Here is an 18,625-nt window from a genome sequence, read left to right on the forward strand (position 1 = left end):
TATATGGTTTTTAAATTTACTTTTGATTTATGAACGATTCTAAATTAAAATGGATTCTATACTTTATAGCGTGTGTTATACTGGGCACCGTTTGGGTTCAGCTATATTGGAATTACAAAAACTATCTTTCTAGTAAACAACAATTAATCAACGAGGTACAATTGAGTTTGGACACAGCTATTGAAAACTACTTTGCTAATCTTGCCAAAAAAAACACCTTAGAGTTTGCTTTTACAACAGATAATGACACTCTTTCAAATGACATAAAATTAGATAGTATTATTAAAAACATTCAAATTTTTACAAACAAAAAGAATCATTTAGATACCTTAAAAGACATACACACCGATACAATAATAGAACATCTTTATCAAGACGAATCAAATAACGAATGGTATTCTAACAAAGTTATTTTAAAAAAGACCTCAAACAATTCAATTCATAAACTGCATTTGGACAGCTTTAAAACACTAACCTCAAAGGTTTTGATTTCAATGACCAATGATTCATTAAACCTAGAGACTATTGATAGTTTACTACATGAAGAATTACAACGAAAACAATTAAACATTACTTATGGCTTAACATTCAAAAAGGATTCCACTACCATCCAAAAAACTACAAATCATATTGATAACGATTTTTTGTCTGTTAGCTCAAAATCAACTTTTTTACCAAAATTTAGTGAATTAAAAATTCATTTCACAAACGAGACCAAGATTATTTTAAAACGTATTCTTTCAAGTATTTTAATATCGTTACTTTTAATATTGGCAGTTATTAGTTGTCTTTTTTATCTTTTAAAAATCATTAAAAACCAAAAGCAACTAGCAGAAGTTAAAAATGATTTAATAAGCAATATTACCCACGAATTTAAGACCCCAATTGCCACTATTGGTGTAGCTATAGAAAGTATTAAGAATTTTAATGTGATTGATGATAAAGAAAAAACAAAAAGCTATTTAGATATGTCAAGCAATCAACTATCAAAATTAAATGTGATGGTTGAAAAACTACTAGAGACCGCTACCTTAGATGGTGATAGTTTACAATTAAATAAAGAATACACAAATATAACCGACCTCATAAGCATGTTGGTTAACAAACATAGCATGCAAACCAATAATAAAACCATTTCTTTAAAATCTGAACAAGATGCAATTATTGCTAAAGTTGATGTATTTCATTTTGAAAATACTATAAATAATATTTTGGACAATGCCATTAAATATGGCGGCAACACTATTTCTATTCATTTATCACAAACACCAATCGCATTTACTGTTTCAATTTCTGATAACGGCAATACATTAACAAAGTCTCACAAAGAAAAAATATTCGAGAAATTTTATCGCGTTCCAAAAGGCAACACCCATGATGTTAAAGGTTTTGGAATAGGCCTCTATTACTCCAAAAAAATAGCAGAAAAACATGGTGGTATTATCCATTTAGATTTGAACAAGAGCGAAACAACATTTAAAATATCGCTACCTAATGAATAAACCAATAACCATACTTTTAGCTGAAGACGAGCCTGCTTTGGGGCAAATCATCAAAGAAAGTTTAGAAACCCGAAATTTTAATGTCTTGTTATGTGAAGATGGGGAAAAGGCTTTTGAGGTTTATACTAATTGTAAGCCAGAATTATTAGTACTTGATGTAATGATGCCAAAAAAAGATGGTTTTACTTTGGCTAAAGATATTAGAGATGTTGATGAGTACATTCCTATTATCTTTTTAACAGCAAAATCGCAAACCCAAGATGTTGTTGAAGGCTTCTCCATTGGTGGAAACGACTATCTTAAAAAACCTTTTAGCATTGAAGAACTTATTGCTCGCATTAATAACTTACTTAACCGAAAGCATCTTCAAAAAACAGCCGAAATATTGCAGGTAGGTAAATACACGTTTAATTTCCCGAAGCAACTCCTTCAATTTAACAATGATGCTCCATCTCAACTAACACACCGAGAAGCACACTTATTATTTCATCTTATAAAAAACAAAAATGCCGTTTTAGATAGGTCTTTAATTCTTAATAAGCTTTGGGGAAATGACGATTTTTTTAGTGCAAGAAGTATGGATGTCTTTATAACCAAACTCCGTAAAAAGCTAAATCAAGATGATTCTATCCAAATTATTAATGTTCGTGGATTTGGTTACAAGTTAATTTATTAAAAGTGATTTGGTTTTTGTATTTTTCATGTCAGTATGAAAATCACTTGTTTTATATTATTTATTTCATTCTCAATATTTTCTCAAGAATCTATTGAAGCTAATTTTATTTCTTCAATAAAATTAAAGGTTGAAACGCCAGTTGCCATTGATGGTTTTAACACCATGTACTATATTAGCAACAATGTGTTTTATAAAAAAGATGCTACAAAAACCATTTCTTATAATAATTTGCAATTAGGAAATATTTCATCAGCAAATACATTCAATACTTTAAAAATTAATTTGTTTTATAAAGATTTTAATTCGGTTATAATACTTGATAACAGGTTAGCCGAAATATTCAAAATAGATTTTAGTTCTATGCAACCTTATCGTAATGTATCACATATTTCAACAGGAAATGATAACACATTATGGTTATTTAATCAAGACAAGCAACAACTGGAAGTTTATGATTATAAATACAATTCAACCAAATTTAAAACGTTACCCATAAAAAGCAATGTGTTAGATATAAAGAGCAACTATAATTACTGTTGGTTACTAACCGTAGACAATTTATTAATTTACAATTATTTTGGAACCTTAATTTCAAAAATAGCTAATGATGGATTTACAAAAATGGATGAAAGTGATGAAAATATTATTTTAAAAAAGGATAATGCTTTGTTTTATTTAAAAAAGGGGACCACGCAAATCCTTCCAATTAAAATTCCAAATTTGTTAATAAATCAGTTTTTTGTAACCAACGAAACCTTGTATATTTACAATGATGAAACCCTTCAGAAATTCCAATTAAAAACCAACTGATATTATGCATATTGCAATTGCAGGAAACATAGGCGCCGGAAAAACTACGCTTACTAAATTACTGGCAAAACATTATAAATGGGAAGCACAACTTGAAGATGTTGTAGACAATCCGTATTTAGATGACTTTTATAACCAAATGGAGCGTTGGAGTTTTAACCTTCAGGTTTACTTTTTAAATAGTAGATTTCGTCAAGTTTTACAAATAAGAAAAAGCGGAAAAGATATTATTCAAGACCGAACTATTTATGAAGACGCACATATATTTGCGCCCAACCTTCATGCTATGGGTTTAATGACTAACCGTGATTATGAAAACTACAAATCACTTTTTGATTTAATGGAATCACTGGTTCATGGCCCAGATGTTTTAATTTATTTACGAAGCTCAATCCCAAACTTAGTTTCTCAAATCCACAAACGAGGCAGAGATTATGAAAACTCCATCAGCATTGACTATTTAAGCAGATTGAATGAACGCTATGAAGCTTGGATTCATGGTTATGACAAAGGAAAATTACTTATTATAGATGTTGACCATTTAGATTTTGTTGAAAAACCAGAGGATTTAGGAACTATCATTAATACTATTGATGCAGAAATTAACGGATTGTTTTAAAAAACAATTCTTTTTAAATAATAAAAAAACCACACATAAAAGTGTGGTTTTTCATTTGTAATAATATAATAATTAGCTAGTTTGTTTCTTTTTCAACCTGTTTTTCAATAAGTACTTTTACAGATTCATTTTTATCATTTAAAGCTTCAATTTCATCCTTAACTTCTGCTTCGGTTCCTTTAAAAACTTGTTCAGTCTTTTTTTCCTCTCCATTCACATTGTTTACGGTAGTTACAGTAGCGGTATAGATACCATCATCATTACTGCTCATGACAACTTTTACTTCTTTTGAATTAGTTAATCCACTCTCAGCATAAACAGTCACGGCATCATTGTCTAGAGCAATACTAGGTGCAATTACTAAAGCCACAACCGACATTAATTTTAACAAAATGTTTAATGAAGGTCCAGATGTATCTTTAAATGGATCTCCAACTGTATCACCAACAACTGCTGCTTTATGAGCTGCTGAACCTTTACGACCATCGGCTTCAATCATTTTCTTGGCATTATCCCAAGCACCGCCAGCGTTTGATTGGAAGATTGCCATAAGAACCCCACAAGTTGTTACTCCAGCTAATAATCCTCCTAGCATTTCGGCTCCTCCAATAAAGCCTACAGCAACCGGAACAGCTAAGGCCATTAAACCTGGTAATACCATTTCCTTAATAGATGCTTTTGTTGATATTTCAACACATTTTTCATATTCAGCATAACCATCAGCTGCATCAAATATTTTTCTTTGTTCTTCTGTTGCTTTAGACATATCTGAATCAACATCTCTCATAACTTTTAAAGCTGCTTTTAATTGCGGAATGTCTCTAAATTGACGGCGAACTTCTTCAATCATTGCCATAGCAGCACGCCCTACAGCATTCATTGATAAAGCAGAAAACACAAATGGTAGCATTCCTCCTATTAATAATCCAGCCATGATATTTGGTTTAGATACATCAATTGCTTCTACGTGTGCCGTATGCATAAAGGCTGCAAATAAGGCTAACGCTGTTAACGCAGCAGAAGCAATTGCAAATCCTTTACCAATGGCAGCAGTAGTATTTCCTACAGCGTCTAATTTATCTGTACGTTCACGAACTTCTTTTGGTAATTCAGCCATTTCTGCTATACCACCTGCGTTATCAGAAATTGGTCCGTAAGCATCAACAGCTAACTGAATTCCTGTATTAGCTAACATTCCAACGGCTGCAATAGCAATACCATATAAACCAGCATAATAATGAGAAACCATAATTGCAGCCGCTATTAATAATATTGGAATAGCAGTAGACATCATACCTACACCTAAACCAGCAATAATATTGGTAGCAGAACCTGTTTCAGATTGCCTTACAATTGAAGTAACAGGTTTAGTACCTGTACCCGTGTAATATTCTGTTACTTTACCAACACAGAATCCTGCAATTAATCCAGCAAGAGTAGCCATAAAAACACCAAAAGAACCAAATGGTAATCCTTCAACTGTTTCTGGAATCATAGCTTCAATAATAAAATAGGAAGCTATAATCATTAAAAACCCAGAGCCAAATTCTCCTAAATTTAAAGCTTTATGTGGTGAACCTCCATCTTTAACTTTAACAAATAAGGTTCCTATAATAGACATTACAATACCAACGGCTGCCAATACAAGCGGTAAATACACAGCTCCTAGACCTCCATAACCAGGAGTAACAATAATGGCGCCTAATACCATGGTTCCAATAATAGAACCAACATAAGATTCAAATAAATCTGCTCCCATTCCAGCTACGTCTCCAACATTGTCACCAACATTATCTGCAATAGTAGCAGGGTTTAGAGGATGGTCTTCAGGAATTCCAGCCTCAACTTTACCAACTAAATCTGCACCAACATCTGCTGCTTTGGTATAAATACCTCCACCAACACGTGCAAATAAGGCTATAGATGAAGCTCCTAAAGAAAACCCAGAAAGCACATTTAATACCATTGGAATATTTTCTGAACCTGGCCATATGCTTTGATAAATCATGAACAAACTACTCAATCCTAAAACACCTAGTCCAACAACACCTAATCCCATAACAGCTCCTCCTGCAAATGCAACTTCTAAAGCTTTACCTAAAGATGTTCTTGCCGCTTGGGTTGTTCTTACATTTGCTTTAGTTGCTACTCTCATTCCAATAAAACCAGCCAAAGCAGAACAAACTGCTCCTACCACAAATGATAATGCAATAATACCATTGGAACCCTCTTCAGAATTTCCTTTTAAGAATAATAAAATTGCTACTGCAACTACAAAAATTGCTAAAATTTTATATTCAGCTTTTAAAAATGACATAGCACCATCTGCTATGTGTTTGGCTATGTTAGCCATTTTTGGAGAACCTACCTCCTGTTTAGTTATCCAAACGTTTTTAACAAAAACAAATAGAAGACCTAGGGCCCCAAAAGCGGGAAGAAATTTTACTAATAATTCCATATTAATGATTAGTTGTTAGTTAATTTTTTTTTGAATCGACTAAAAATAGTAAAATATAATTGATAAAAAAAACCACCTTATAATAAGATGGTTTTAATTTTTTTTGTGATATTTTGACAATCCAATAATTAGATGGTAAAAGTTCTCTTTTTCTTATGTTCGCTTTCATCATAACGCTTTACACAATTATGATATATTTCTATGGCCTCTTCAGCACTTCCCCAACCTCCAACATCAACTTTCTTTTCCTCTAAATCTTTGTACACTTGAAAAAAGTGCTCAATTTCTTTTAATCTATGAGGATTTAAATCACTTATATCATTATTCTGACTCCAAATAGGGTCTGATACTGGTACACAAATAATTTTTTCATCAGGTCCTTTTTCATCCGTCATATGAAAAACTCCAATTGGTTTTACTTCCATAACGACCATTGGAAAGGTTGGTTCTGTACCTAACACCAATACGTCTAATGGATCCTTATCAAGTGCTAAAGTTTCAGGAATAAAGCCATAATCTCCAGGGTACATCATAGATGAGAACAACATTCTATCAAAACGGATTTTATGTAATGTAAAATCATATTCATACTTATTTCTACTTCCTTTTGGGATTTCTATTAACACGTCAAAGGTTAATTCATTTTTCTTACTCATATTTAATATTACAAATTATAATGATTTTCTTTTTTTTTGAGGCATTTAAAAATGCAAAGCAAAGATACTCATCCCTTAAAGATTAAGCAACAAATTGAAGATTGTTTTAAAACTTTTTAAAAAGAAAAAAAAAATGATAAAAATACCACAATCAAATAGCATTAAATTTAAAAAAATCAAGGAAAAACAATTAACTTCGCATCAAACCATATCCTATAAAAAATCACTTTTTATATTAAGAAAATGAGTAAAGAATTTACCCCAAAACTGTTTTCAATTCTTAAGCTAGGCATCTCTAAAGAAACTTTTATAAAAGATTCACTTTCTGGTTTAATAGTTGGTATTGTAGCTTTACCACTTGCCATTGCTTTTGCCATTGCATCTGGTGTTTCACCTGAAAAAGGAATTATAACAGCCATAATTGCTGGTATCATTATTTCAGCATTTGGTGGTAGCAGAGTTCAAATTGGCGGACCAACAGGAGCATTTATTGTGATTGTTTATGGCATTGTAGAACAATATGGTATCAATGGTTTAACCATTGCAACCTTTATGGCTGGATTTATAATTATTGGCTTTGGGATTGCTAAACTTGGAAATTTATTAAAATTTATTCCTTATTCGCTCATTTTAGGATTTACAAGCGGCATTGCCTTAATTATTTTTTCATCACAGATAAATGATTTTTTTGGTCTTCACATAACTAAATTACCTGCCGATTTTATTGATAAATGGATTGTTTATTTTAAAAATTTCAGCAATATAAACTGGTATGCAACTGCAATAACCATTGGTACTATTACCATTATGTTGGTTTTCCAAAAATTTATAAAAAAAATTCCTGGTTCTATAATAGCCATTTTAATTTCTACAATTATTGTCCAACTACTTAAGATTCCTGTTGATACTATTGAAAGTAATTTTGGAAGTATTCCCAATAGTTTTCATTTGCCATCCTTTCCTAAAGTGGATTTCAATACTATCCAGAGTCTTATTCAACCTGCTTTTGCCATAGCTTTACTTGGAAGTATTGAATCTTTACTTTCTGCAGTGGTGTCTGATTCAATGATTGGAGGAAAACACCGATCAAACATCGAGCTAATTGCACAAGGTGGTGCCAATATTTTCTCGTCATTATTTGGCGGAATACCTGCAACTGGAGCCATAGCCAGAACAGCAACTAACGTTAAAAACGGTGGCAGAACTCCAATAGCCGGAATTGTTCATGCTTTGGTTTTGCTAGCCATAATGTTGCTTTTTGGACCATATGCAAAATTAATTCCGCTTTCGTGTTTGGCTGGAATTTTAATTATAGTGGCATATCATATGAGTGAATGGAGACAATTTAAATCTATTTTAAAAGGTAATAGAATGGATATTATTATCATGCTAACCACCTTTTTCTTAACCGTAATTTTTGATCTGGTTATTGCCATTGAAATAGGCATAGTACTTTCTAGTTTTATGTTTATGAAGCGAATGAGTGAATCTGTTCAAGTTCAAAATATATTGACCGACAATGTTAATGGCGAGCATTTGTTTGATGAGGAATTGGTTGATTTACCTAAAGGCGCTTTACTTTATGAAATTAATGGCCCTCTCTTTTTTGGTGCCGCACGCCAGTTTCAAGAAACCATAACAAACACAAATCAAGAACCTAAAGTTATTATTATTAGAATGCGTTATGTACCTATGATAGATGCCACAGGATACCAAAGCTTAAAAGAAATAATTAAAACCTATAAAGTAAGAGGTATCAATGTAATTCTTTCCGGAATAAGTGAAACTCTAAGAAAAGATTTTGAAAAAAATGCCTTGTTCCTAATAATCGACAAAAAATTTGTTGTAAAAGACATTTCAAAAGCAATAGAATTAGCTAAAAAAACTTTTTAGAAACCTAGAAATGAAATCCAAAAGTACCGGTAACTCCAAATTTTCTGGCATTAGGATTTTCAAGATAATTACCTCTAAAATTAAAATCTAATCTGAAAATCTTAAAAATGTTTCCTACTCCAAAGCTGTATTCGTAATACACTTTTTTGTTTGGAGCTACTAAAGGAATACTGTTTGGGTTTGCTGTTCTGCTTAAGGCAAAATTTTCATCTGAAAGATCTCCCCAAACACCTCGAATACCAACAATTTCACGAAGATTGAATTTTCTTAAAAAAGGAACTCTTGAAAAGAACAGCCCATTAAAGTTATGCTCAAAGTTTACTGACGTGTAAGTATCTGAGACAAACTCGTAATAATCTAATTGAGAGAATGTGTTATAAATTGAAAAATAGGATTGATTCCCTGGAATGACACTTAACAACCCTAAAGGCACTTCTCCAAAAGTTTTACCTGCTTCAATCGTTGTTGTTAATCTTCCTAAACCACCTATTAACCAAGGTTGCACGTATGACATTTGAACTTTTGTGTAATTAAAATCACTATTAAAAATGCTTTTATCTCCACGACTCACTTGTGCAAAAAGACGAGCAAAATTATCATTTGCCTCACGCCTTTCAACCCCAAATCCAGTCATTTTCCGTTTTGGAAAATATGATAATGATAAGGTTGTTTCATATTGTTTTATTTGAGACTCAACTCCAGTTGGTGTATTATAGTCTAAACTAAACGTTGGAGAAGCAGATTCTAAAGTGCGGTAATTTGCTCCTAATCTAAAAATTAAATTTCGTACCGGTTCTAATTCAACTGCAAAACTGGTTAAATTTATTGAGGTAAGTTTATCATTAGCACCTGTTCCAACTACTGAAGATGAAGCTAAACTTCTACCTAAAACATCTGTTGATGTGGTTAAACTGGCTCCTATTTGCTCTACATCTCTTCTATTTCCGCCAGAAATAATCAATCGGCTTTTTTTGTCTAACAACCATTTACCAGATATTCCATATTTAAACTTATCATCCTTGAAACCATAAGCTAAAAACCCTTCTAAACGCCAAAGGTCGTTTTTACCAAAATAGGTTCTTCCTCCTGTTCTTAAACGGGTCCCTTCTACTTCATTAAAACCAAAGGTTGAAAAGATGGGGCCGTAATCTAATGGAAGCTCGTTAAATTCAATATAACCAGAAGCTAAAATGCTTCCTAAATTATAAAGCTGCTTGAATTTTTTAACGGTTTTTAGTGTGTCTAACATTTTGTACACACCCTTTTCGTCTTTATTTAAAGATTCTAGCCTATTTTCATTCCAGAATTCTTCATCTCTATCATATACATCTTTATCATAGTTATAAACCTCTTGCTCATAGAATTTTTTATCTAAAGGCTTATCAAACTCATAATTATTATAAAGTGTGGTTCTTTTACCATAAACCCCTCTTGATTTCTCTTTTTTTCTAAGAGCAAAATCAGACATCATATAATCTCTCTTTACTAAAAATAATGAGTCATTCAACACTTCAAATTCTTGCTCTATATAAATATCTTTTACCCAGTTTATATTGGCACTTTTTGATGCTTGTAAGTTAATTTCTTTAATAGCATAGGTTGTATCTGCAACCCAAAAATCTCCTTTAAAGGTTAGTTCATTTTTTCTTCTAGGATAATAAATGATATTATAACACCACTTATTATCTATATAAGTACTGTCTGATAATACATAATTATAGGTGTTTATTCCTGTTCTTGAAAGTGGACTCACAAAACTTTTATCAAAGAACTTAAGGTAATTATCATATACATTGAATTCAGAATACAAATCATTAACAAAATCAATAACGATTTGATTATCGCTAAATCCAGAATTTTTATTCCCTTCTAGGACATCTTTTTCTTTGTTCAGAATGTTGTCCCCATAAACTTTTGAAACAGCTTCATTAATAAAGATTGGCAAATATGTTTTTCCAGTAACGTTTGAAGTATCAACTTCACTAAAAACAAATTCCATTCCTTTAAACAATTTACTATTTATAAGAGCGCTATCAATGGTGTTGATATCAAACTCAACCTTCTCGTATTTATCGTATTTATATTGATTGAATTGTTTTAAACCATTTGTTCGTTTATGCTCCCATATTTTCCTGAGCAAATCAATTGCTGGATTATCCTTTTTGGGTTGTTTTCCTGTTACAATTAATACTTGATCAAGTTGTGATGCTTGTTCTTTTAAAATGAATTTTAAATCGTAATTAACTTTTTTGGTTAGCGGAACTACAATAGTTTCGTATCCAATAAAGGAGACTTTAAGTTCTGACCAAGTATCAGAAGATTCTAAATAAAACTTACCGTTCTCGTCGGTAATTGTTCCTTGAGTAGATCCTTTAAAAATAACATTAGCAAAGGAAACTGGTTGATTGTCTTCATCAAAAACATAACCACTAACTTTGGTTTGAGCCAATGAGGAAAAAAATCCAATGAAGAAAAGGGCAAAAAGTATTCTTATATTCATATTACAAAAAAAACTTCATCAACAATCGTGCTAATGAAGTTTATATAACGTAAAAACTTTTAATTTATTTGTATAAAACTTTTTTTACAGCTTTAATAACATCGTTACTATTTGGCAACCATTCAGCCAATAAAACTGGAGAATATGGTGCAGGTGTATCAGCTGTATTAATTTTAATAATTGGTGCATCTAAATAATCAAAAGCTTCAGATTGCACTATGTATGTAATTTCAGTTGAAACGTTTCCAAAAGGCCATGCTTCTTCTAAAATTATTAATCTATTTGTTTTCTTAACAGATTTAAGAATAGCTTCTTTATCCATTGGTCTCACAGTACGCAAGTCAATAATTTCACATGAAATGCCTTCTTTTGCAAGCTCATCGGCTGCTGCATAAGCTTCTTTAATTATTTTCCCAAAAGAGACGATTGTTACGTCTGTTCCTTCTCTTTTAACATCAGCAACTCCTAATGGAATTGTATATTCTCCTTCTGGAACTTCACCTTTATCACCATACATTTGCTCACTTTCCATGAAAATAACCGGGTCATCATCACGAATAGCAGATTTTAATAATCCTTTTGCATCATATGGATTTGATGGCACTACCACTTTTAAACCAGGAGTATTTGCAAACCAACTTTCAAAAGCCTGTGAATGTGTTGCACCTAATTGTCCAGCAGAAGCTGTTGGGCCTCTAAACACAATAGGACACTTAAATTGTCCACCAGACATTTGTCTGATTTTAGCTGCATTATTTATAATTTGATCAATACCAACTAGAGAGAAGTTAAAGGTCATGTATTCAACAATCGGTCTGTTTCCAGTCATGGTTGAACCTACTGCTATACCAGCAAAACCTAACTCTGCAATTGGAGTATCGATAACACGCTTTGGACCAAATTCATCTAACATTCCTTTTGATGCTTTATAGGCACCATTGTATTCCGCCACTTCTTCACCCATTAAATATATGCTTTCGTCTCGACGCATTTCTTCACTCATTGCTTCGCATACAGCTTCTCTAAATTGAATTGTCTTCATCAAACTATTTTTTAAATCGAATTGCAAAAATAACAATAAATGATTTAAGATGCTCAAAAGAATTATTTAAAATTTATTATGCGTGCATAGTAAATATTCAGAATAAAATAATTAACTTCGTGACTTCTAAATCATAGTTTCAGTTATATTTTTTCATATCATATAGGTTATCTGATTCTATTTTTTAATTAATTACAAACAAATTAAATTACTAAAAATGAAAATATTAGTATGTATAAGTCATGTTCCAGACACTACATCAAAAATTAATTTTACTGATGACAACACAAAGTTTGATACTAACGGTGTACAATATGTAATCAACCCAAATGACGAATTTGGTTTAACTCGTGCCATGTGGTTTAAAGAAAAGCAAGGCGCACAAGTTACAGTTGTTAATGTTGGAGGTGCAGAAACCGAGCCAACGTTACGCAAAGCATTAGCTATTGGTGCAGATGCTGCCATAAGAGTGAATATTGCAGCAACCGATGGTTTTATGGTGGCTAAACAACTAGCAAAAGTAGTTCAAGATGGTGGTTATGATTTAATTATTGCTGGTAGAGAATCTATTGATTATAATGGTGGAATGGTACCAGGAATGATTGCAGGTTTAACAAATTCTAATTTTGTGAATAATTGTATAGGACTTGAAGTTGAAGGAACTTCAGCTAAAGTAGTTAGAGAAATTGATGGAGGAAAAGAAACTGTATCTACAACCTTACCTCTAATTGTTGGTGGCCAAAAAGGAATTGTACAAGAAGCTGATCTTCGTATACCAAATATGAGAGGTATTATGATGGCTCGACAAAAACCATTAACTGTTGTTGAACCTATTGACATTGAACCTGAAACAGCTTCGGTTAAGTTTGAAAAGCCAGCACCAAAAGGCGCTGTAAAACTAGTATCGCCTGATAATTTAGACGAACTAATCAATCTATTACACAACGAAGCAAAAGTTATTTAACAAACAAACTATTTCAAATTAAAAAATTATGTCAGTTTTAGTATATACAGAATCAGATCAAGGACGTTTCAAAAAAATAGCTTTTGAAGTGGCTTCATATGCCAAAGCAGTTGCTGATCAATTAGGAACCACAGTAACAGCAATTACCATAAATGCAGGTGACACTTCTGAGCTAGAAACCTATGGAGTTAGCAAAGTTTTAAAAGTTTCAAATCCATCATTAGATGCCTTTAATGCAAAAATATATGCAGCTATAATTAAACAAGCTGCCGATAAAGAAGGTGCCAAAGTTGTAGTTGTAAGTTCAAGTGTAAACAGTAAATATTTAGCACCACTTTTATCTATAAATTTAAATGCAGGTTATGCTACCAATGTATTAGAAACACCTTTAAGTACTGCTCCATTTGTTGTAAAACGTTCAGCTTTCACAAATAAAGCCTACGAAATGTTTCAAATCAATACCGATGTAAAACTATTAGGCGTTTCAAAAAATAGTTTTGGTTTAAAAGAAAATAAAACGTCTGCTACTACTGAAGATTTTTCTCCTTCAATTCCAGATTCAGGAATTAAAGTTGAATCAGTTGACAAAGCTTCAAATAAAGTTACCATTGCTGATGCTGAAATAGTTGTTTCTGCAGGTCGTGGTTTAAAAGGCCCTGAAAACTGGGGAATGATTGAAGAATTAGCCGATGTTTTAGGAGCTGCAACTGCCTGCTCAAAACCTGTTTCAGATTTAGGTTGGAGACCACATGGAGAACACGTTGGGCAAACAGGAAAACCTGTTGCAGCTAATTTGTATATAGCTATCGGAATTTCTGGTGCTATTCAACACCTGGCAGGAATAAACGCATCAAAAGTAAAAGTTGTAATAAATACAGATCCAGAAGCGCCATTTTTCAAGGCTGCCGATTATGGTGTTGTAGGAGATGCTTTTGTTGTTGTACCTCAACTTATAGAAAAATTAAAAGCATTTAAAGCGCAACAATAAATATTTTTTTCTACATTGTATTGTCAAACAAACTGTTTAATTTGGTGTTTTAAAGTTTATCTGCAAAAGGTAGTTGCTAAAGTCCAAATTTAAGCAGTTATTTGCGTTTTATATAATTATGAGTTTAGTAAGACTTAACATAAAAGGAATATCCTATAGTCAAACCCAAAACGGGGCATATGCTTTAATTTTAAATGAAGTTGATGGTGATCGCAAATTACCTATTGTTATTGGAGCTTTTGAAGCACAATCTATTGCCATTGCTCTCGAAAAAGAGATTCGCCCTCCTAGACCATTAACTCACGATTTATTTAAAAATTTTGCCGATAGATTTGATATTATTGTAAAACAAGTAATCATTCATAAGTTAGTTGATGGCGTTTTTTACTCTAGTTTGATTTGTGAACGTGATAAAATTGAAGAAATCATTGACGCAAGAACTAGTGATGCCATAGCTTTGGCTCTACGTTTTCAGGCACCAATTTTTACTTATAAAAATATTTTGGATAAAGCTGGGATTTACTTGAAAGTAAATCCTAAAAAAGAAGAAGAAAGCGAACAAGATAGCATTTTAGTAGACGACTTATTAGCTGATGAACTTGAGCTAAGTAAACCTAAAGAAAATTACAAATCCAAAACTCTTGAAGAGCTTCACAATATGTTAGATGAAGCCGTTGCTAATGAAGATTATGAGAAAGCAGCCCATATTCGAGACGAAATTTCTAAACGCTAGCTACAATTAACACATACAACAATATGAGTATAAAATTCCGATTAACCCTAATGAGTTTTTTTCAATTTTTTGTTTGGGGAGCTTGGTTGATTACAGTTGCTAATTATTGGTTTGGAACAAAAGGTTGGGATGGAGCACAATTTGGCGCCATTTTTTCAACCATGGGAATAGCCTCAATTTTTATGCCCACCATTTGTGGCATTATCGCCGATAGATGGGTTAATGCAGAAAAATTATATGGTATTTTACATATTCTTGGGGGTTTAACCCTTTTATATATTCCAATGGCTGCTAATCCTGTTTCGTTTTTTTGGGGTATATTGGTAGCAATGATTTTTTATATGCCTACCATTGCTCTATCAAATTCTGTAGCTTACAACGCATTAAAGAAAAGTGGATTGGATGTTGTAAAAGATTTCCCTCCTATTCGAGTTTGGGGTACTATTGGTTTTATAGCAGCTATGTGGATAACCAATTTAACTGGAAACAAAGCGTCAGAAAATCAATTTTATATTGCAGCTGCAGCTGCTATTTTTTTAGGAATATATTCTTTTACATTACCTAAATGTGAACCACAACGTGAAACATCCGATAGTAAATCAATAGTTGAATTATTAGGCTTAAGTTCCTTTAAATTATTTGCCAACTATAAACTAGCCTTGTTTTTTATTTTTAGTATGTTTTTAGGAGCTGCCTTACAATTAACCAATGCATATGGAGATGTTTATTTAGACGATTTTAAACTAAATCCGATGTATGCAGATTCTTTTGTGGTTAAATACTCCACAATTATCATGTCAATTTCTCAAATCTCGGAAACTGTATTTATATTGGCTATTCCATTTTTCTTAAAAAAATTCGGCATTAAAATGGTAATGCTTTTTAGTATGATTGCCTGGGTATTACGCTTTGGATTATTTGCTTTTGGCAATCCTGAAGATGGATTGTGGATGATTATTTTATCATGTATCGTTTACGGAATGGCTTTTGATTTCTTCAATATTTCAGGCTCATTATTTGTGGAAACTTCAACCGATTCTAAAATTCGTTCTTCAGCTCAAGGCTTATTTATGATGATGACTAATGGCTTTGGAGCTATTTTTGGAAGTGTGATAAGCGGTTATTTAATTGATCTCTTTTTTACAACTTCAGAAGGTAAAGACTGGCATGGCATCTGGTTAACTTTTGCCATTTATTCATTGGTAATTGCCATAGCTTTTGCAATCATGTTTAAACATAAACATGATCCAAATGAAATAAAGGAAACAATTTCACATTAAGAAAATTTAGTTAATAACTTTTAATATAATTTATGGGTCAAACAATTTCTGTTCGACCCTTTTTTCTATTTTTATTTTTTAGAATTTCATTAAAATTTAAAGAGAATTCCACAGCTGTGGAAAAATGACTATGAAGCAATATCATGATCTTGTAAGACACGTTTTAACTAACGGAAATCAAAAAGGAGACCGTACTGGAACAGGAACAAAAAGCGTTTTTGGATATCAAATGCGATTTGATTTAAGCGAAGGATTTCCTATGGTTACAACAAAAAAACTCCACTTAAAATCTATTGTTTATGAACTTCTTTGGTTTTTAAAGGGCGATACAAATATTAATTATTTAGTTGAAAATGGTGTTAGAATCTGGAATGAATGGGCTGATGAAAATGGGGATTTAGGACCAGTTTACGGACATCAATGGAGAAATTGGAATAATGATGACATAGACCAAATTAAAGAAATTGTTGAAACCTTAAAAAACAATCCAAATAGCAGACGCATGCTGGTTTCTGCATGGAACCCATCTGTATTGCCGGATACTTCAAAATCATTCAGTGAAAACGTAGCCAATGGAAAAGCAGCCTTACCACCTTGTCATGCCTTTTTTCAATTTTATGTAGCTGATGGTAAGTTGTCTTGTCAGCTTTATCAACGCAGTGCAGACATCTTTTTAGGAGTGCCTTTTAACATTGCATCTTATGCTTTATTTACCATGATGATGGCTCAAGTTTGTGGTTACGAAGCAGGTGAGTTTATTCACACTTTTGGTGATGCTCACATATACAATAATCATTTTGAGCAATTGGAATTACAACTTTCAAGAGAGCTAAGACCTTTACCAAAAATGATTTTAAACCCTGAAGTGAAAGATATTTTTGATTTCACTTTTGAAGATTTCACGCTAGTAGATTACAATCCGCATCCACATATTAAAGGAAAGGTTGCTGTATAAAAAAAGGGTTTTCAAAAATTTGAAAGCCCTTTTTTTAATTTTTAAAGGTTTATTACCCCATTTTCTGCTGAAGCAAAATCATTCCATAAATAACCATCGGCTTCTGAGTCATTCACATATACACCATCAATGATGTATTTAAATTCATAAGAATTACCAGTTTCTAAATCAACAGTCCCTTTAAAGGTACCATTTTTTAATTTTTTAAGTCCTTCTGTTTTAGTATCCCAATTATTAAAGGTACCAACAACTTTTACCTCGCTTGCATTTTCTGCAGGAACAGAAAAAGTTACTTTACAAACAGGTTTGCTTTTTAAGTATTGTTTTGTAATAGCCATAATTCAATATTATTAATTAACTATGCAAATTTAAGAAACAATTTTCAAGGCATTAATATTATAAATTTTTTAAATGTTAGAATTATTAATTTGATAATATTAATAATACAAAATTTAAAGAACCCAATAAAATTAACTTTTAAATTATAGTATTATCACTATAAACTCATTTCTTTCTCACTGATTTTCAAAGGTTTTTAAACGGAATCGTTTGCGTATTTATGGTTTTTTTAATTCATGGTTTGCATTTAATTTTATCGTTAAAAATCTTTAACTTTACAAGAATGATTTAAAGGTATGTTTGGAACAAAAAAAAATAACCCTCAAATAGATAAAGAACAATTAGAACTTATTAAAAATGCTCAAAAACGTATTAAACAGAAAAAACGTTTATACTTTCATTTTGTGTATTTTTTAATTGGTTCCCTCTTTTTTATATTATTGAATTTAGCTCTTGGCTTTGGTAAGGGTTTTAGACCTTTTAATACTAACTGGTTTGTTTTTGCTATTTTAATTTGGCTATTTTTATTAGCTTATCATTCATTTAATGTATTTATAACACATCATTTTATGGGTAAAGATTGGGAACAATCACAATTAGAAAAGCTAGTAGCAAAACAAAAACAGCGTATTGAAGAGCTTAAAAAAACAATTCCTGTTACCAACCAATCTAATATGCGTTCTAAAACAGACGATAAAAAAAAAACTAACATAACTTCTTGCTTAACTATTATTGTTGCAGCGGCTGAAAATGATGCCATTGGAAAAAATAACCAACTCATTTGGCATTTAAGTGATGATTTAAAAAGGTTTAAAACGCTTACTAATGAGCATCATATTATTATGGGACGAAAAACTTTTGAAAGTTTCCCAAAACCTTTACCTAACAGAACTCATATAGTTATTACAAGGCAGCCAAATTATCAAGTTCCAAATGGAGTTGTAGTAGTTAATACCCTTGAAGATGCTATTGAGATTTCAAAACAAGATAGCCAACCTTTTATTATTGGTGGCGGTGAAATTTATAATCAAGCCTTAAAAATAGCAGATAAAATTGAACTCACAAGAGTACATCAAAGCTTTGAAGCTGATACATTCTTTCCTGAAATAGACACATCAATTTGGGTAGAAACCAACAATGTGTATCATAAGAAAGAGAATAAAAATGAGTTTGATTATTCGTTTATTACCTACAAAAGGAAATGAAATAT

16 protein-coding genes are annotated in these 18,625 nt (G+C 31.8%); 11 read left to right on the forward strand and 5 right to left on the reverse strand.

Annotated elements, in window-relative coordinates; genetic code table 11:
• Positions 1–29 precede the first annotated feature (29 nt).
• The 4 genes from V8G69_RS05990 to V8G69_RS06005 are packed head-to-tail and all read left to right on the forward strand — an operon-like array spanning position 30 to position 3,607.
• Positions 30–1,502, forward strand: coding sequence for a sensor histidine kinase (locus V8G69_RS05990; protein ID WP_394880917.1), 1,473 nt, complete (start codon positions 30–32; stop codon positions 1,500–1,502).
• On the forward strand, positions 1,495–2,178 hold the full coding sequence (locus tag V8G69_RS05995) for a response regulator transcription factor (RefSeq protein WP_394880918.1): 684 nt from the start codon (positions 1,495–1,497) through the stop codon (positions 2,176–2,178). Before V8G69_RS05990 ends, V8G69_RS05995 begins: the two co-directional genes overlap by 8 nt.
• A gap of 33 nt (positions 2,179–2,211) precedes the next feature.
• The gene (locus tag V8G69_RS06000) at positions 2,212–2,988 is read left to right on the forward strand and encodes a hypothetical protein (protein WP_394880919.1); all 777 of its coding nucleotides are present in this window, start codon (positions 2,212–2,214) and stop codon (positions 2,986–2,988) included.
• 4 nt (positions 2,989–2,992) lie between these two features.
• A complete protein-coding gene (locus V8G69_RS06005) occupies positions 2,993–3,607 on the forward strand; it encodes a deoxynucleoside kinase (RefSeq protein WP_394880920.1) in 615 nt (204 codons plus the stop codon).
• A gap of 76 nt (positions 3,608–3,683) precedes the next feature.
• On the opposite strand, the gene V8G69_RS06010 is transcribed toward V8G69_RS06005, so the two are convergent.
• Positions 3,684–6,065: a sodium-translocating pyrophosphatase gene (locus tag V8G69_RS06010; RefSeq protein ID WP_394880921.1), complete on the reverse strand. Its 2,382-nt coding sequence runs from the start codon at positions 6,063–6,065 to the stop codon at positions 3,684–3,686.
• A 128-nt stretch (positions 6,066–6,193) separates the two neighbouring features.
• Positions 6,194–6,721, reverse strand: a complete 528-nt coding sequence (locus V8G69_RS06015; protein WP_394880922.1) for an inorganic diphosphatase — start codon at positions 6,719–6,721, stop codon at positions 6,194–6,196.
• A 243-nt stretch (positions 6,722–6,964) separates the two neighbouring features.
• Here V8G69_RS06015 and V8G69_RS06020 point away from each other — a divergent pair, with 243 nt between their 5' ends.
• Positions 6,965–8,614: a SulP family inorganic anion transporter gene (locus tag V8G69_RS06020; protein ID WP_394880923.1), complete on the forward strand. Its 1,650-nt coding sequence runs from the start codon at positions 6,965–6,967 to the stop codon at positions 8,612–8,614.
• Positions 8,615–8,618: 4 nt separating this feature from the next.
• Here V8G69_RS06020 and V8G69_RS06025 read toward each other — a convergent pair whose 3' ends face one another.
• Both V8G69_RS06025 and V8G69_RS06030 read right to left on the reverse strand, forming a co-directional pair.
• Positions 8,619–11,114, reverse strand: a complete 2,496-nt coding sequence (locus tag V8G69_RS06025; protein ID WP_394880924.1) for a DUF5686 family protein — start codon at positions 11,112–11,114, stop codon at positions 8,619–8,621.
• 64 nt (positions 11,115–11,178) lie between these two features.
• Positions 11,179–12,156 carry a pyruvate dehydrogenase complex E1 component subunit beta gene (locus V8G69_RS06030; protein WP_394880925.1) on the reverse strand — a complete coding sequence of 326 codons (978 nt, stop codon included), beginning with the start codon at positions 12,154–12,156 and terminating at the stop codon, positions 11,179–11,181.
• Between the two features lie 217 nt (positions 12,157–12,373).
• Here V8G69_RS06030 and V8G69_RS06035 point away from each other — a divergent pair, with 217 nt between their 5' ends.
• The 5 genes from V8G69_RS06035 (at position 12,374) to V8G69_RS06055 (ending at position 17,076) form a co-directional block, all read left to right on the forward strand.
• The gene (locus V8G69_RS06035) at positions 12,374–13,120 is read left to right on the forward strand and encodes an electron transfer flavoprotein subunit beta/FixA family protein (RefSeq protein ID WP_394880926.1); all 747 of its coding nucleotides are present in this window, start codon (positions 12,374–12,376) and stop codon (positions 13,118–13,120) included.
• Between the two features lie 28 nt (positions 13,121–13,148).
• Positions 13,149–14,108: an electron transfer flavoprotein subunit alpha/FixB family protein gene (locus tag V8G69_RS06040; RefSeq protein ID WP_394880927.1), complete on the forward strand. Its 960-nt coding sequence runs from the start codon at positions 13,149–13,151 to the stop codon at positions 14,106–14,108.
• A gap of 118 nt (positions 14,109–14,226) precedes the next feature.
• On the forward strand, positions 14,227–14,841 hold the full coding sequence (locus V8G69_RS06045; protein ID WP_394880928.1) for a bifunctional nuclease domain-containing protein: 615 nt from the start codon (positions 14,227–14,229) through the stop codon (positions 14,839–14,841).
• Positions 14,842–14,864: 23 nt separating this feature from the next.
• Positions 14,865–16,121 carry a nucleoside permease gene (locus V8G69_RS06050; RefSeq protein ID WP_394880929.1) on the forward strand — a complete coding sequence of 419 codons (1,257 nt, stop codon included), beginning with the start codon at positions 14,865–14,867 and terminating at the stop codon, positions 16,119–16,121.
• 130 nt (positions 16,122–16,251) lie between these two features.
• Positions 16,252–17,076 carry a thymidylate synthase gene (locus tag V8G69_RS06055; protein ID WP_394880930.1) on the forward strand — a complete coding sequence of 275 codons (825 nt, stop codon included), beginning with the start codon at positions 16,252–16,254 and terminating at the stop codon, positions 17,074–17,076.
• 41 nt (positions 17,077–17,117) lie between these two features.
• Here the strand turns inward: V8G69_RS06055 and V8G69_RS06060 are convergent, their stop codons facing one another.
• Positions 17,118–17,414, reverse strand: a complete 297-nt coding sequence (locus V8G69_RS06060; protein WP_394880931.1) for an isoamylase early set domain-containing protein — start codon at positions 17,412–17,414, stop codon at positions 17,118–17,120.
• 297 nt (positions 17,415–17,711) lie between these two features.
• On the opposite strand from V8G69_RS06060, the gene V8G69_RS06065 reads away from it, so the two are divergent.
• Positions 17,712–18,620, forward strand: coding sequence for a dihydrofolate reductase (locus V8G69_RS06065; RefSeq protein WP_394880932.1), 909 nt, complete (start codon positions 17,712–17,714; stop codon positions 18,618–18,620).
• Positions 18,621–18,625: the final 5 nt, after the last annotated feature.

This window comes from Gaetbulibacter sp. M235, from assembly GCF_043876835.1.
Taxonomy (GTDB): Bacteria; Bacteroidota; Bacteroidia; order Flavobacteriales; family Flavobacteriaceae; genus Yeosuana.

Coding starts and splice junctions, on each gene's coding strand:
- V8G69_RS05990 (WP_394880917.1), top strand. CDS start 30: ATGAACGATTCTAAATTAAAATGGATTCTATACTTTATAGCGTGTGTT.
- V8G69_RS05995 (WP_394880918.1), top strand. CDS start 1,495: ATGAATAAACCAATAACCATACTTTTAGCTGAAGACGAGCCTGCTTTG.
- V8G69_RS06000 (WP_394880919.1), top strand. CDS start 2,212: ATGAAAATCACTTGTTTTATATTATTTATTTCATTCTCAATATTTTCT.
- V8G69_RS06005 (WP_394880920.1), top strand. CDS start 2,993: ATGCATATTGCAATTGCAGGAAACATAGGCGCCGGAAAAACTACGCTT.
- V8G69_RS06010 (WP_394880921.1), bottom strand. CDS start 6,065: ATGGAATTATTAGTAAAATTTCTTCCCGCTTTTGGGGCCCTAGGTCTT.
- V8G69_RS06015 (WP_394880922.1), bottom strand. CDS start 6,721: ATGAGTAAGAAAAATGAATTAACCTTTGACGTGTTAATAGAAATCCCA.
- V8G69_RS06020 (WP_394880923.1), top strand. CDS start 6,965: ATGAGTAAAGAATTTACCCCAAAACTGTTTTCAATTCTTAAGCTAGGC.
- V8G69_RS06025 (WP_394880924.1), bottom strand. CDS start 11,114: ATGAATATAAGAATACTTTTTGCCCTTTTCTTCATTGGATTTTTTTCC.
- V8G69_RS06030 (WP_394880925.1), bottom strand. CDS start 12,156: ATGAAGACAATTCAATTTAGAGAAGCTGTATGCGAAGCAATGAGTGAA.
- V8G69_RS06035 (WP_394880926.1), top strand. CDS start 12,374: ATGAAAATATTAGTATGTATAAGTCATGTTCCAGACACTACATCAAAA.
- V8G69_RS06040 (WP_394880927.1), top strand. CDS start 13,149: ATGTCAGTTTTAGTATATACAGAATCAGATCAAGGACGTTTCAAAAAA.
- V8G69_RS06045 (WP_394880928.1), top strand. CDS start 14,227: ATGAGTTTAGTAAGACTTAACATAAAAGGAATATCCTATAGTCAAACC.
- V8G69_RS06050 (WP_394880929.1), top strand. CDS start 14,865: ATGAGTATAAAATTCCGATTAACCCTAATGAGTTTTTTTCAATTTTTT.
- V8G69_RS06055 (WP_394880930.1), top strand. CDS start 16,252: ATGAAGCAATATCATGATCTTGTAAGACACGTTTTAACTAACGGAAAT.
- V8G69_RS06060 (WP_394880931.1), bottom strand. CDS start 17,414: ATGGCTATTACAAAACAATACTTAAAAAGCAAACCTGTTTGTAAAGTA.
- V8G69_RS06065 (WP_394880932.1), top strand. CDS start 17,712: ATGTTTGGAACAAAAAAAAATAACCCTCAAATAGATAAAGAACAATTA.